Origin of the sequence: Microvirga splendida (assembly GCF_016427565.1) — a bacterium.
Lineage (GTDB): Bacteria > Pseudomonadota > Alphaproteobacteria > Rhizobiales > Beijerinckiaceae > Microvirga > Microvirga splendida.
The window spans coordinates 37561-51970 of sequence record NZ_JAELXT010000013.1 but is presented as its reverse complement, the minus strand read 5'-3'; the positions used below and the strand labels follow the sequence as shown (position 1 = coordinate 51970).

10 protein-coding genes are annotated in these 14410 nt (G+C 65.7%); 3 read left to right on the top strand and 7 right to left on the bottom strand.

Going from position 1 to position 14410, the window contains the following annotated elements; genetic code table 11:
- Window positions 1-15 precede the first annotated feature (15 nt).
- Complete coding sequence (locus JAO75_RS13790; protein WP_199049723.1) at window positions 16-1011, top strand: KpsF/GutQ family sugar-phosphate isomerase; 996 nt, start codon at window positions 16-18, stop codon at window positions 1009-1011.
- Here the strand turns inward: JAO75_RS13790 and JAO75_RS13785 are convergent, their stop codons facing one another.
- The 6 genes from JAO75_RS13785 to JAO75_RS13760 all read right to left on the bottom strand — a co-directional run bounded on the left by JAO75_RS13785 (window position 1012) and on the right by JAO75_RS13760 (window position 8554).
- Window positions 1012-1461, bottom strand: a complete 450-nt coding sequence (locus JAO75_RS13785; protein WP_199049722.1) for an NfeD family protein — start codon at window positions 1459-1461, stop codon at window positions 1012-1014.
- On the bottom strand, window positions 1458-2444 hold the full coding sequence (locus JAO75_RS13780; RefSeq protein ID WP_199049721.1) for an SPFH domain-containing protein: 987 nt from the start codon (window positions 2442-2444) through the stop codon (window positions 1458-1460). The genes JAO75_RS13785 and JAO75_RS13780 overlap by 4 nt, the downstream gene beginning before the upstream one ends.
- A gap of 133 nt (window positions 2445-2577) precedes the next feature.
- The gene (locus JAO75_RS13775) at window positions 2578-3369 is read right to left on the bottom strand and encodes an inositol monophosphatase family protein (protein ID WP_343234618.1); all 792 of its coding nucleotides are present in this window, start codon (window positions 3367-3369) and stop codon (window positions 2578-2580) included.
- A 28-nt stretch (window positions 3370-3397) separates the two neighbouring features.
- Window positions 3398-4459: a ferrochelatase gene (gene hemH / locus JAO75_RS13770; protein ID WP_199049719.1), complete on the bottom strand. Its 1062-nt coding sequence runs from the start codon at window positions 4457-4459 to the stop codon at window positions 3398-3400.
- 145 nt (window positions 4460-4604) lie between these two features.
- Window positions 4605-6812, bottom strand: a complete 2208-nt coding sequence (locus tag JAO75_RS13765; protein ID WP_199049718.1) for a sensor histidine kinase — start codon at window positions 6810-6812, stop codon at window positions 4605-4607.
- A 230-nt stretch (window positions 6813-7042) separates the two neighbouring features.
- Window positions 7043-8554, bottom strand: a complete 1512-nt coding sequence (locus JAO75_RS13760; RefSeq protein WP_199049717.1) for a bifunctional metallophosphatase/5'-nucleotidase — start codon at window positions 8552-8554, stop codon at window positions 7043-7045.
- 202 nt (window positions 8555-8756) lie between these two features.
- Between JAO75_RS13760 and ung the strand changes: the two genes are divergently transcribed.
- The gene (gene ung / locus JAO75_RS13755) at window positions 8757-9464 is read left to right on the top strand and encodes a uracil-DNA glycosylase (RefSeq protein ID WP_199049716.1); all 708 of its coding nucleotides are present in this window, start codon (window positions 8757-8759) and stop codon (window positions 9462-9464) included.
- A 103-nt stretch (window positions 9465-9567) separates the two neighbouring features.
- Complete coding sequence (locus JAO75_RS13750; protein WP_246742499.1) at window positions 9568-10773, top strand: amino acid aminotransferase; 1206 nt, start codon at window positions 9568-9570, stop codon at window positions 10771-10773.
- A gap of 129 nt (window positions 10774-10902) precedes the next feature.
- Here JAO75_RS13750 and JAO75_RS13745 read toward each other — a convergent pair whose 3' ends face one another.
- Complete coding sequence (locus JAO75_RS13745; RefSeq protein WP_199049715.1) at window positions 10903-14403, bottom strand: indolepyruvate ferredoxin oxidoreductase family protein; 3501 nt, start codon at window positions 14401-14403, stop codon at window positions 10903-10905.
- Between the last annotated feature and the right edge of the window lie 7 nt (window positions 14404-14410).

Genomic DNA, 14410 nt, shown 5'->3' with positions numbered 1-14410 from the left:
TGCTAAAGGGCGGCCATGGCACTTGCAAAACCCGCACCCCACTCGCCCGATCCGGCCATCCACTCGGCCCTGCGCACGCTTGAGACCGAGCGGGACGGGCTGACGATCCTGATGGAGGCCATCGGCAACGGCCTTGGGCAGCCCTTCATCGCAGCGGTTGAAGCGATCGCTGCTGCCAAGGGCCGGGTCATCGTCACCGGCATGGGCAAGTCCGGCCATGTGGGCCGCAAGATGACCGCCACCTTCGCCTCCACTGGCACCCCCGCCCACTACGTCCACCCGGCGGAGGCGAGCCACGGCGACCTCGGCATGATCCAGACGGACGACGTGATCATCGCCCTGTCCTGGTCGGGGGAGACCGCGGAGCTTGCCGACATCATCGGCTATTCGAGGCGCTTCCGGGTGCCCCTGATCGCCCTAACGTCGAACGCGGAATCGACCCTGGGGGGCGCCGCCGACATCTGCCTGACCTTGCCCAAAGCCAAGGAGGCCTGCCCCAACGGGCTGGCGCCCACCACATCTACCACGATCCAGCTGGCGCTCGGCGATGCCCTGGCCGTCGCCCTCCTGGAGCGGCGCGGATTCACGGCCGACAATTTCCGGGTCTTTCATCCGGGCGGAAAGCTCGGCGCACGCCTCAAGCTCGTGCGCGACATCATGCACAAGGACGAGCGCCTGCCGGTGGTCGGGATCGAGGCCCGCACGGGCGAGGCCATCGACGAGATCGGCCGCAAGGGCTTTGGGGCCGTGATCGTGGTGAACGGCGACGGCACGCTCGCCGGCATCGTCACGGACGGCGACCTGCGCCGCAACCTGCGGCCCGATCTGGCGACGCTGCCGGTGACCGCCATCATGACGAAGACGCCGCGCACCATCGCGCCGGACGCTCTCGTGGCCACGGCCCTGGAAATGGAAGAAGCCTCCCGGATCACCGCCCTGATCGTGGTCGAGAACAGCCGGCCCGTCGGCCTCGTGCATTACCTCGACCTGCTGCGCGCGGGCGCAGCTTAATCAGGGGTCATCCACCACAAGCGTCGAGCCCTCGACTCGGACCACGCGCACCCTGGCACCGGCGAAGCGGTCGGCGCCTGTCACCCGCCAGGAGCTGTCATCGACCCGGATGCGCCCCTCCCCGTCCTTGATGGGGGTCTCAAGCGTGAAGACCCGTCCGACGAGGGACTGGCCGCGCCGGTTGAGCATCTCGGCCTGAGGATCGGTCTGTGACCTGAAGCGGGCAACGGCCCGTCCCAGGATCGCCGCCGCGATGCACAGGGCCGCGAAGAGCAGCGCAGCCGTCTGCCAGGAGAGGCCGAGCGCCGCATCGATCAGGCCGGTGACGATGGCGGCAAGGCCGAGCCAGAGGAAGAACGAGCTGGGCGCCACAAGCTCGACGCCGATGAGGATCACGCCGAGGATGATCCAAGACCAGGCGCCGAGGCCGATGAAGACGTCCCGGATCATGAGCGCTCGGCCCCTCCAGACACCGTGGGGACGCTTCGCGCGGGCCTGTTGAGCCCCGCCCCGCCCTCGCCGAACACCGATTTGGTGAGTTCGGCGATGCCGCCGAGCGTTCCGGCTAGCCCCGCCGCCTCGATGGGCACGATGACGACCTTCTGGTTGGGGGCCGATGCGAGCGCGCGGATCGCATCGATATATTTTTCGGCCACGATGAAGTTGGCCGCCGCGAGATCGCCCCTGGTGATGGCATCGCTCACCATGGCGGTGGCCTTGGCCTCGGCCTCCGCCTGACGCTCGCGGGCTTCCGCATCGCGGAACGCCGCCTCCCTCCGGCCTTCCGCCGCCAGGATCTGCGACTGCTTCTGACCCTCGGCGCGCAGGATCTCCGCCTGGCGCAGGCCCTCGGCCTCGAGAACGGCGGCGCGCTTCTCGCGCTCGGCCTTCATCTGCCGCGCCATGGCGCCGGCGAGATCCTGCGGCGGGAGAATGTCCTTGATCTCGACGCGGGTGACCTTGGCGCCCCACGGCGAGGCGGCCGCATCCATGACCCGCAGCAGGCGCTCGTTGATCTCGTCGCGGTGGGAGAGCAACTGGTCGAGATCCATGGAGCCGACGACGGTGCGGATGTTGGTCATGGTCAGAACCAGCAGGGCCTGGTTCATGTCCGAAACCTCGTAGGAGGCGCGGGCGGGATCGAGGATCTGATAGAAGGCGGCGGCATCGATGGTGACGCCCGCATTGTCCCGCGTGAACGCCTCCTGGCTCGGGATGTCGAGCACCTGCTCCATGACGTTCACCTTCTTGCCGATCTGATCGATGTAGGGAACGATCAGACCGAGGCCGGGGGTGAGCGTGCGCGAATAGCGCCCGAAGCGCTCGACCGTATAGGCATAGCCCTGCGGGACCGTCCGGATGCCCATGGCGATCGTCACCACGACGAGCAGCACCAGAACGATGACGAAGATGTCGAAACCACTCACCAGCATGAGTCCCCCAGGCAACGTCGTTGCAGAGGGCTCACGCTATCCCAATCAGGCCTGGAGTCCTAGAGAGCAGAGAGGCCGTTGCAGACAAAGGGCCGGCGAATGGCTGGTCCTACAACGTCATTTGCCCAAGAAGTCAACGAAGCACGGCGCATAGCCGCTCGAAGATCCCGGGAGCTGCAATCACATAATCGGTCCCATCCTCTCCCTCGCAATCAGCCGGATTGAGCACCTTCAGGCGCGCACCGGCTTCCACTGCAATCAAGCCGGCGGCCGCGACGTCCCATTCGTGGATCCGGTCGACGAAGCCCGTCAGGCGGCCGTCGGCGACCCAGCAGATGTCGAGTGCGGGAGCCGCGAGACGGCGAATGTCTCCGAACTCGCGCAGGAGCGGCTTCAGGCGATCCACGACCTCGTCGAGGCGGTTACGGCGGTGCGGAAATCCTGTTCCGATCAGGGCCCGCCGAACATCGGTTGAAGGCGAAGCCTTGATTTGTTGGCCGTTGCGATACGCACCTCGTCCGGCAACGGCCCAGAAGGTTTGCCCCTGGAACGGCGCGTGAACGACGCCGAGCACAGACGTGCCATCGACCTTCAGCGCTGCCGAGACGGCAACATGGTCGTGCCCGTGAACGAAGTTCGCCGTGCCATCAAGCGGATCGATGATCCAGCACAGCCCCTTCGAGGAGGTCCCACTGCCCGCCCCCTCTTCGGACAGGACGGCATGATCCCTGAAAGTCTGCGCGATGCGCTGCTTGAAATGACGGTCGACGGCGAGATCCGCATTGGTGACGACCTCAAAGCCATCTTTGCCGTCAACGGCAACGTTGCCCTTGCTGCGGATCTCGCGAAGAATGTCGCCGGCCTCGGCACAGACGGCCAGGGCGAAAGCCAAGCCCCGTTCGACCAGTTCATCGTCGTACGACACAGCCAAGGCTCGGCCTCATGCAGTAAATTCAGATCCAGCCCTGCAGCTCGCGCTCCACGATGTGGTTGATGACCCGCATGCCGTCGTCGCTGTCGTTGAGGCAGGGCAGATAGGCGAATTCCTCGCCGCCGTTGTGCATGAAGATCTCGCGGTTCTCGCCGTCGAGCTCCTCAAGGGTCTCCAGGCAATCCGCCGAGAAGCCGGGCGCCACGATGGCCATGCGCTTCACGCCGCTTTTGGCCAGCGCCTCGACGGTCTTGTCGGTGTAGGGCTGGAGCCATTCCGCCGTGCCGAACCGGGACTGGAAGCTCATGCGGAACCTGTCCGGCGACCAGCCGAAGGCCTCGCGCATCAGGCGCCAGGTCTTCACGCACTGGCAGTGATAGGGATCGCCTTTCAGCAGGTATTCCTTCGGCACGCCATGGAAGGAGGTGAGGACGACCTCCGGCTCGAAGGGGAGCTTGGCCAGTTCCTTCTTCATCGAGGCGACCACGGAATCGATATAGACCGGATCGTCGTGGTAGGGCGGCGAGACGCGCACGCTCGGCTGCCAGCGCATGTCCATCAGCGCCCGGAAGGCCTGATCGCAGGCGGTGGCCGAGGTAGCGGCGGCATATTGCGGATAGAGCGGCACGAGGAGAATGCGGTCGCAGCCCTGGTCGAGAAGCGCCTGGATGCGCTCGCGCACCTCGGGCTTGCCATAGCGCATGGCCCAGTCGACCGTGATCCTGTCGCCCGCGATGCTCTTCAGGTGCTCGGCAACCTTCTCGGCCTGATTGCGGGTGATGGTCTTGAGCGGACCCTCGTCGCGGTCGTTGTTCCAGATCGACGCATAGTCACGGCCCTTGGGACCGGGGCGCTTGGTCAGGATGATCAGGTTGAGGATCGGCCACCACAGGAGGCGCGGGGTCTCGATGACGCGACGGTCGGAGAGGAACTCCTTGAGGTAACGGCGCATGGGCCAGTAGCTGGTGCCCTCGGGGGTCCCTAAGTTCATCAGAAGCACGCCGATCCGCCCAGCCCTCACGGGCGGGTGGTCCACCGGGCGGACGCCCTGGCGCAGATCGGTCAGATTGACGTTCTCGTTCATAAGAAAAGCCCCTTGGCCGCTGAATTCCTTGAATTCCGCCCCTTGCTGCCGCTTAGATAAGGGGTTCAGGCCCGTCCGCCAACCAAAACCGCCATCACATTGGCGCGCTCGGCCGCAAGCCGCGTTTGCAGAAAACGAACGCGCCTCAGAGGGCCGGGCCCTTGTTCGGTTCTTGCTTGAGAACGGTATCGAGAGCCACCCTGAGGCCTTCCGGTCGAAAATCCATGTCCACCTTGGCATTGAGCTGTGTGGCCAGCACCCGGTGCAGCAGGCGCGAACCGAAGCCCTGCCGGGTCGGTGTCGAAACCTCGGGCCCTCCGCTTTCCTCCCAGACGAGCTTGAGCCGCGTGCCCTCCTCGACCGCTTCCGTCTCCCATGAGACGGACACCTTGCCGCGGGACGCCGACAGGGCGCCGTACTTGGCGGCGTTGGTGGTCAGTTCGTGGATCGCCATGCCGATCGGCACGGCGGCCTCGGAAGGCAGCTCGACCGCAGGCCCGGACAGGGCGATCCGCTGGCCTCTCACGTCGTTGTAGGGGCGCAGCTCCTTCTCCATGATCTCGCGCAGGGACGCGGTCTGCCAGACGGCCTCGGTCAGGAGGGAGTGGGTGTTGGCGAGCGAGATGATGCGCCCGACGAAGGCCTGGTAGAAATCGTCGATGTTCAGGGCCGAGCGGGCGGTGGCGCCCACCACGGCCTGGACGGTGGCGAGCGTGTTCTTGACCCGGTGATGGAGCTCGCGGATCAGCAGGGATTGCTGGGTCTGCGCCTGCTTGCGCTCCTCGATCTCGCTTTGGGCATCGCGATACAGACGGCTGTTCTCGAGAGCGATGGCGGCCTGTGACGTCAGGCCTGCCAGCAGGCGCTCGGACCGCTGATTGAAGAGCGCCGACCGTTCGTGGCCGAAGACGAGAACGCCATGCGTCCCGCCGCTGCGGAGCAGGACGGGAACCGCCATGAGGCTGCGGATCACCGGGAGGCCGGGCGTGGCATCCACCGTGAAGGGCGTGCCGTCGTGGCCCTGCTCGACGGCGATGTTGTCCAGGCGGACCGCCTTGCCTTCCGTGAATGCCGGCGCACAGAGAGCCCGCACGTCGAGAGCCGCGAAGGCTTCGTTGAATCCCTCGGAAGCAAACTTTCCGTAATGTGCCTTCCCATCCTGAGCGGCCCCGCAGAAGAAAGCGCCGGCCTGTGCCTCGGTCAGTTCCACGCCGGCATCGACGACGCTTTCGATGATGCGGTCCAGATCGAGTTCCGCCGCAAGGACGCGGCCTGTCCGGTTCAGAACCTCCAGGGCCGCGGTCTCGGTTCGAAGCTCATGGGTGCGTAAGGCAACCTGCCTCTCGAGAAGAGCCGCGTTCGCCGCCTGCTCGTGGAACTGCTGCGAGGCCAGGGCCGTGAGGGCCAGAAGGGCCAGAAGGGCCACCAGGGCAAAGGCGCCGTAGAGCCGGGTCTGGACGAACCAGGGCGTCCAATAGGCATCCTGCGGCATGCTGACATTGATGTAGAGCGGCATTGTGCCGACCTGCCGATAGGCCCCCACACGCTCGCGGTCCATGCTGATGAAGGAATAGAGACCGGCCTGGGAGGCAGTCCGCAAAGCCGCGTCGAAAGCGGACTTGTCGATGGGCGCAAACGACAGCCCGTCCGGCGGCGGCGGATACTGGGCAATGACCTCCGCGTCCGAGCCGCGCATAAGCACCACGCGGCTGCCGCGGGGCAACCGCACCTTGGACCAGTAGTCGTAGAAGTAGGATAGGTTCACGGTGACCGAGGCAATGCCGCCGAAGGTGCCGTCGCCGTCCTGCAGGCGGCGGCTGATCATGAAGGTCGGAGTCTTCGTGACGCGCCCGAGGATCGGCTCGCCCACGAACAGCCCCTGGTCCCCGGTCACCTGCGCGGTGAAGGCATCGCGGCCGGATGCGTTCGTGTCCGGGGCAGGAAACTGGGCGGATGTCAGACGCAGGCGCCCGCTTGGGTCATTGAGCCAGACATCGTCGATGTAAGGCAGCGCGTCCTTGACCGCCTTGATCTGCTGCCAGAGAGCCTGGGAGGCTTCCACCTGATCCCAGCTCTGCCCCTGCATCAGAGCCATGGTCTGTCTCAGGGTCAGGTCCGTGACCTCCAGGAGCCGCGCGGTGTGATCGGCCAGGAAGAAGGCGGCGTTCCGAAGGTCGTCCTCGTTGCGCTGGATGAGGCGGTTGCGCTGCTCCCAGGCGATATAGCCGAAAGTCAGCAGGATGAAGGCGACGCCGAACAGGCCCATGACGAGCGTCAGCCGTCCGCGCGCAAGGGAGCGTCGGCGGCGCTTCTGCGACAGGCTGATTGATTCGGAGGACGTCTGAAACTGCAAGGAGAGGCCGCTTTGATGTCTGAGATTCGACGTTGCACGCGCAGGATGGCACAGCAAATGCCGTTGATGGAGAGGGAATTTACGTTCCGCGCTCCCGTTGACCAGGGGAGTGCGACCTACCGTGCCTCGGCTCCAGGAGGGATGCGCCCGGACGTCGCGCCGGCCGGTGCCCCATGAAAAACGCCGGGACCCTTTCGGATCCCAGCGCCAGAACAGGCCTTGGTTTTGGATCAGCGCAGGACGACGCGGCCCTCGACCTTCGGCGAGACCTTGCCGGCCTTGTTGACGTAGTCGATCACCTGGCTCGCCATGAGCTGGCTGGCGGACGCATCGATGAGCGACTTGGCGCCGGTGAAGGCCTTGTAGCCATCGCCGCCCCGGGCCATGAAGTCGTTAGTGGCAAGCTTGTAGGTCTTGCCCGGATCGAGCGGCTGGCCGTTGATCTTGACCGACTTCACGCGACTTCCCACCGGTTCCTTCACGTCGACCTCGGCCGTAATACCGGAGACCTGCGGGAAGCGCCCGCCGAGCTCGCGCACCTGGCTGACGCCGTTCTCGAGCGCATCCTTGATCTGCGCACCGGTGACCTCGAGCAGCACGGTGGTGTTGCCGAAGGGCATTTCCGACAGAATGTCGCGCCGGGTCAGCTTCTGGCCCGCGCTGTACTGTTTGTCGGCCCGGATGCCGCCGCCGTTGGTGATGGCGACGTCGGCGCCGACCGCGGCCTTCATGGCATCGGTGATCAGGTTGCCCATGGCGGCCTCGCCTCCACGCACGGTGGCGCGGCGGCTGTCGAGGGGGGTCTCGGTCACGCCGATCTCCACGTCGAGTTCCTTGGACAGCTTGTCCTCGTAGCCCTTCACCACGGCCTCGATCTCGGGGTCCGGCTTCACGCTGGCCGTATCGATGATGCGGAAGTTCGGCGACCAGGTAACGGTGGTCTTGCCGTCCTTCGTCGCCTTGTTCACCGATAGCTCGACGACATTGACGAAGTTGGCCTGGGACTCGGATTCCGACAGGACGACCTTGCCGTCGTAGAAGGCGAGCAGGTGCTCGTCATGGCCGCCGATGATCACGTCCACGCCGGCGGAGCGGGCGATGATCATGTCCACTTCCAGCGGCGTGTGTGCGATGGCGACGACGATGTCGGCGCCCTTCTCGCGCAGCTCCTTGGCCTTGGCGCGGGCGGTGTCGATGGTGGAGGAGAACTTGATGGTGCCGGGGCTCGACGCGATCGGCGTATCCTCGGTGGTCAGGCCGAAGAAGCCGACCTTCACGCCCTGCACCTCGACCATCTTGTCGGACTTGGTGTTGGCGGGAAGGCCGTTGCCGTCGACGATGTTGGTGGCCAGCACGTCGAACTTGGCCTCGGCCATGCGGGCCCGGAAGGCATCGGGACCCAGATCGAACTCGTGGTTGCCCGGGGCCATCGCGTCGACATTCATTCGGTTCAGGATGTCGATGACATGCGCGCCCTTGTCGAAGCCCGAAAGAAGCGAGGGCGAGATCGTGTCGCCTGCATGGATGAAGAAGGCATTGCCCTTCGCCTTCTCCTCCTTGATGACGGTTGCAAGCTTGGCAAATCCGCCGCGGCCCTTCTCGGGGCTCATGCGGTCGATGTCGTTGGTCTGGACGAAGCGGATCGTCACGGCTTCCTGCGCCAGGGCAGTGCCCGACAGCAGAAGGGACAATCCGAGAAATCCGGCGCGCAGGGCGGCAGAGGGGCGGCTCTGAAGCATCATACAAAGTCCTCGTAGCAGGGTGGCATCCACGGATGGAGGCGTGGAGCCTAGACCGGCAACGTGTCACAGAAGTAACATCCTGTCGACGATTTCGACGCCTGCACCGGCGGCACCCCTGATGGCTTTCTCCCTCAGCCGTCGCCACAACCCTTAGCCGGCATACGGTCTCCGCCCGCACCGGGCAGAAAGGCACGTTCTCCTCATGACTGGCCCCATCAGCCACGCCCTCAATGAGTTCCGCGCCACGCCTCAGGCGGCGGGATGGCTCAAGCTGCCCTTCTTTCGGGATGGCAGCGCGGAGGCGGTGGCGGCCAAGGCCGATGCGGCGCTCGCCTCCGGCGCCCAGGTGCTGCCGCCCCCGGAGGCCGTGTTCACGAGCATCTCCCTGACGCCCCTTGAGACGGTCAAGGTGGTGGTCCTGGGCCAGGACCCCTACCCCACGCCGGGCGATTCCCACGGGCTCGCCTTCTCCTATCGCGGCTCCCGTCGGCTGCCCGCGTCGCTGCGCACGATCCTGCGCGAGATGTCCGAGGATCTGGACGTGCCTATGCCCACTTCAGGAGACCTCTCGAAATGGGCCCGTCAGGGCGTGCTGCTCATCAACACGGCCCTGACCGTGGAGGCCGGCCAATCGGGCGCCCACATGAAATTCGGCTGGTCGGCCCTGGCCGATCAGGCCATCGCGGCCATTTCGCAGCAGCAACCGGCCGTCGTGTTCCTTCTCTGGGGAGGCCCGGCCCGCAAGCGCGCGGCGCTGGTGGACCGGACGAAGCATCTTGTGATCGAGGCGGGGCACCCCTCCCCGCTCAACCGACTCAACGACTTCCGCGGGACGAAGCCCTTCAGCCGCGCCAACGCGTGGCTCGTCGAGAAAGGACTGGAGCCGGTGGACTGGCGCCTGGACGCTTAAAGTCCACGAAGAACCTTGCCGAGGAGGCCTCTCAAGGGCTAGGTCTCGCGGCATCTGAACGATGCGTCGCAGGCAGGCTGCCGCGACAGGCTTGGAGATCAGCATGACGGAATCCCTGTTCGGCCAGGTGGAAGCCTTCGCGGGCGACCCGATCCTCTCCCTCAACGACAGCTTCAAGACCGATCCGCGCCCCGAGAAGGTGAACCTCAGCATCGGCGTCTACACCGACGAGCACGGCCGGCTTCCGGTGCTGGGCTCGGTCCGGGCGGCTTACGAGCGCATCGGCTTTGCGGAGCGTCCCTATCTTCCGATGGAGGGCCATGCGGCCTACCGCGAGGGCGTGCAGAAGCTGATCTTCGGCGACAAGCATCCGGCCCTTGCCGGCAAGCGCGTCGCGACGATCCAGACCATCGGCGGCACGGGCGCGGTGGGCATCGCGGCGGACTTCCTCGCCAAGCACTGCCCCGGCCGCACCGTTCTCGTCAGCGACCCGACCTGGGACAACCACCACGGCCTGTTCCAGCGGGCGGGCTTCAAGACCGCGACCTACCCGTATTGGAACCGCGCCACCCGCTCGGTGGATTTCGACGGCATGGTGAAGGCGCTGGAAGCTGCGGAGCCCGGCTCCATCGTGGTGATCCAGCCCGTCTGCCACAACCCCACCGGCGTCGATCTCGACGAGCGGCAGCAAGCCGGCGTGACCGACGTGCTGGTGGCCAAGGGCCACATCGTGGTGTTCGACATGGCCTATCAGGGCTTCGGCACCAGCCTCGACGAGGACGCCGCCTTCGTGCGCCGCTATGCGGAGCGCGCCTCCTGCCTCGTGGCCAATTCCTTCTCGAAGAACTTCTCGCTCTACGGCGAGCGCTGCGGCGGCCTGAGCGTCGTGTGCCGCGATTCAGACGAGGCCGAGCGCGTGCTCGGGCAGCTCAAGCTCGCCGTGCGCCGCAGCTATTCGAGCCCGCCGATGACCGCAGGCCTTCTCGTGGCGACGGTTCTCGGCAGCGACGACCTGCGCGCCCAATGGACCCGGGAGGTGGAGACCATGCGCACCCGCATGGATTCCATGCGCAAGCTTCTCGCGGAGCAAATCCGCTCCCTGTCGAACGAGGTGGATGTGGGCTTCCTCACGAACCAGCGCGGCATGTTCAGCTATACGGGGCTCAGCGCCCAGCAGGTCGACATCATGCGCGAGCGCGACGGCATCTATCTCGTAGGCTCCGGCCGCATGTGCGTCGCGGGCCTCAACGAGGCGAACGTGCTGAAGGTGGCGAAGAGCTTTGTCGAGGTGAGCCAGGCGCGGGGCTGAAGAATACTACTCAGGCCGTCATCCCCGGACTTGTTCCGGGGATCCACGTCTTCTTGCGGTTCTTAAAACGTGGATGGCCGGGACAAGCCCGGCCATGACGTGAAGTGTGGGGTGTGCGGAGTAAGAAACTTACTCCGCCGCAACCGCCATCGGCTGCGGGTCCGTGCGGAACTTGGCCAGCAGATCGGCTTCTTCCGCCTTGGCGGCTTTCAAGTTCCGTTCCTTGATGTGGCCGAAGCCGCGGATCTTCTGCGGGATGGCGGCGATCCCGATGGCCGTGGCGTGATTGCCGGCATTCAGCTTCGACACGATCTCCTCGATCCGTTCCTCGAACTCGCGGACGAGCTGGCGCTCGGTGCGGCGCTCGTGGGTGTAGCCGAACACGTCGAGCGGCGTGCCGCGCACCGCCTTGAACTTCGCCAGAACGCCCATGGCTTTCAGCATCCACGGCCCGAAGCTCATCTTGCGCGGAAGACCCGTGACCGGATCCTTCTTGGCAAGCACAGGCGGCGCCATGTGGAACTCGTAACGCAGGTTCTCGCCCTCGAAGGCTGATGCGACTTGGCGTTCGAAATGGCCGTTCGTGTAGAGACGCGCCACCTCGTACTCGTCCTTGTAGGCCATAAGCTTGAACAGCGAGCGCGCCACAGCGTCGGTGAGCGTCGTCGAACCCGGCACGGCCTTGTCCTCCGCCGCGCGCACGCGCTCGACGAGGCTGCCGTAGCGACGCGCATAGCGCCTGCTCTGGTAGCCGGACAGGAAGGCGACGCGCCGCTCGATCACCTCGTCGAGGGTCTCGGACAGCTTGCGCGATTCCGTGGGCGCCTTCAGCTCGCTCATCATGGACGCGATCACCTCCGGCTCTGCGGCCGCGCGGCGGCCCCAGGTAAAGGCGGCGAGGTTCATCTTCACCGCTTCGCCGTTGAGCTCAATGGCCTTCTCGATGGCAGCACCGGAGAGCGGAACGCGGCCGGTCTGATAGGCATAGCCCAGCATGAACATGTTGGCCGCAATCGCATTACCGAGAAGCGCGGTGGCAATCGCTGTCGCGTCGACGAAGGACACGCCCTCGGCACCTGCCGCCGACTTGATGGCGCGCTTCAGGCGCTCCGTCGGCAGGGAGAAATCGGCGTTGCGGGTGAACTCGCCCGGCATCACCTCCGCAGTGTTCACCACGAGCGCCGTCTGCCCCTCCTTCACGGCGGCCAGCACCTTCTTGGTTCCGGTCACCACGAGATCGCAGCCGAGCACGAGATGGGCCGATTCCGCACTCACGCGGATGGCGTGGATGTCGTCTTGGTTGTTGGCGAGGCGCACATGGCTGTAGACTGCGCCGCCCTTCTGGGCGAGGCCGGCCATGTCGATCATGCCCAGCCCCTTGCCCTCGAGATGCGCCGCCATGCCCAGGATCGCCCCGATGGTGACGACGCCCGTGCCGCCCACGCCTGTCACGATGACGTTGAAGGTGCGGTCGATGGCGGGGATCGCCGGATCGGGCAGCGGCTTGAACGTCATGCCCTCCGTCGAGACGGTCTCCGGCACGGCCTTCTTCACCTTGGCGCCGTGCACCGTCACGAAGGACGGGCAGAAGCCGTTCACGCAGGAGAAGTCCTTGTTGCAGTTCGACTGGTCGATCTGGCGCTTGCGGCCGAACTCCGTCTCGACCGGCTGCACCGCCACGCAGTTGGACTGCACCGAGCAGTCGCCGCAGGCTTCGCAGACGAGATCGTTGATGATGACGCGCTTGTCGGGATCCGGGAACTCGCCGCGCTTGCGGCGGCGGCGCTTCTCCGACGCGCAGGTCTGGTCGTAGATCATCACCGACACGCCGGGCACGTCCGCGAGTTGGCGCTGCACGGCCTCAAGCTCGCTGCGGTGATGGATCGTCATGCCCGCCGGCCAGCGGACCTCCTTCGGGTATTTGTGCGGCTCGTCCGTGACGAGGGCGATGCGCTCGACGCCTTCCTCGCGCACCTGGCGGGCGATCATGTCGACGGTGAGCCCGCCCTCGTGCTTCTGCCCGCCTGTCATGGCGACCGCGTCGTTGAAGAGGATCTTGTAGGTGACGTTGGTCTTGGTGTGGATCGACCAGCGCAGGGCCAGCACGCCGGAATGGTTGTAGGTGCCGTCGCCGAGATTCTGGAACACGTGGCCGCGCTTGGAGAACGGCGACTCGCCGATCCAGTTGGCGCCTTCGCCGCCCATCTGGGTGAAGCCTTCGGTGGAGCGGTCCATCCACTGCACCATGTAGTGGCAGCCGATGCCCGCATAGGCGCGCATGCCCTCGGGCACCTTCGTGGAGGAGTTGTGCGGACAGCCGGCGCAGAAATGCGGCGTACGGGTTGCCACGTCGCCGGTTGCGACAAGCACCTCTTGTGCGTGGCGAAGCCGCGCCACGCGTCCACGCAGGTCGTCGTTGTTGTGGTAGGCCAGCAGCCGCTCGCCGATGGCGATGGCGATGTCGTTGGGATCGAGCGCGCCCTTCACGGGGAAGAGCCAGCTTCCCTCCTCGTCCTTCTTGCCGATGCAGACCGGCTGATTGGCCGTGCCGTAGAGCTCCTCGCGCAGCTGCACCTCGATGAGGGAGCGCTTCTCCTCGACCACGATGACCTTGTCGAGGCCGCGCGCGAAATCCACCAGCTCCCGCTGCGACAGCGGCCATGGGCAGGCGACCTTGTAGAGGCGAAGCCCCATGTCGTTGGCCTTCACCTCGTCGAGACCGAGTTCGTCGAGCGCCTGGCGCACGTCGAGATAGGACTTGCCGACGGTGATGATGCCGATCTTCGGATTGCGGCCGCCGGAGAGCACGATGCGGTTGAGGTTGTTGGCGCGCACGAACGCCAGCATGGCGTCGCGCTTGAAATCCTGAAGCCGCGCCTCCTGGTCGAGCACGCCGTCGCGGTTGCGGATGTTGAGGCCGCCCGGCGGCATCGCGAAATCGTCAGGAATAATGATCTTCACGCGGTCGAGCGATGCATCGACGGAAGAGGTCGATTCGATGTTGTCCTTCACGCATTTGAAGGCGACCCACGTGCCGGAGAAGCGGCTCATGGCATAGCCGTAGAGGCCGTAATCAAGGATCTCCTGAACGCCCGCCGGGTTCAGGATCGGCATCATCACGTCGACGAAGTGGAACTCGGACTGGTGCGCGACGGTGGAGGATTCGGCCGTGTGATCGTCGCCCATGAGCGCCAGCACTCCGCCGTGCTTCGACGAGCCGGCCATGTTGGCGTGGCGGAACACGTCGCCGGAGCGGTCGACGCCCGGGCCCTTGCCGTACCAGAGGCCGAAGACGCCGTCATACTTGCCCTCGCCGCGAACCTCCGCCTGCTGCGCGCCCCAGATGGCGGTGGCGGCGAGTTCCTCGTTGAGGCCGGGCTGGAAGACGATGTTCGACTGATCCAGCCACTTGCGGGCACGCCACAGGTTCTGGTCGAGGCCGCCGATGGGGGAGCCACGATAGCCGGACACGAGACCGGCGGTGTTGAGGCCCGCCAGCCGGTCGCGCTCGCGCTGCATCAGCAGCATGCGGATGACGGCCTGGGTCCCGGTGATGAAGACGTGATCCTTGGTGAGATCGTACTTGTCGTCGAGCGTCACCTGACGAAGCGCAACAGAACCTTCGGCCATGATCCGT

What these genes read in the sequence shown, in the direction of transcription:
- JAO75_RS13790 (WP_199049723.1), top strand. Translation starts at nt 16, where the DNA reads ATGGCACTTGCAAAACCCGCACCCCACTCGCCCGATCCGGCCATCCAC.
- JAO75_RS13785 (WP_199049722.1), bottom strand. Translation starts at nt 1,461, where the DNA reads ATGATCCGGGACGTCTTCATCGGCCTCGGCGCCTGGTCTTGGATCATC.
- JAO75_RS13780 (WP_199049721.1), bottom strand. Translation starts at nt 2,444, where the DNA reads ATGCTGGTGAGTGGTTTCGACATCTTCGTCATCGTTCTGGTGCTGCTC.
- hemH (WP_199049719.1), bottom strand. Translation starts at nt 4,459, where the DNA reads ATGAACGAGAACGTCAATCTGACCGATCTGCGCCAGGGCGTCCGCCCG.
- JAO75_RS13760 (WP_199049717.1), bottom strand. Translation starts at nt 8,554, where the DNA reads ATGATGCTTCAGAGCCGCCCCTCTGCCGCCCTGCGCGCCGGATTTCTC.
- ung (WP_199049716.1), top strand. Translation starts at nt 8,757, where the DNA reads ATGACTGGCCCCATCAGCCACGCCCTCAATGAGTTCCGCGCCACGCCT.
- JAO75_RS13750 (WP_246742499.1), top strand. Translation starts at nt 9,568, where the DNA reads ATGACGGAATCCCTGTTCGGCCAGGTGGAAGCCTTCGCGGGCGACCCG.
- JAO75_RS13745 (WP_199049715.1), bottom strand. Translation starts at nt 14,403, where the DNA reads ATGGCCGAAGGTTCTGTTGCGCTTCGTCAGGTGACGCTCGACGACAAG.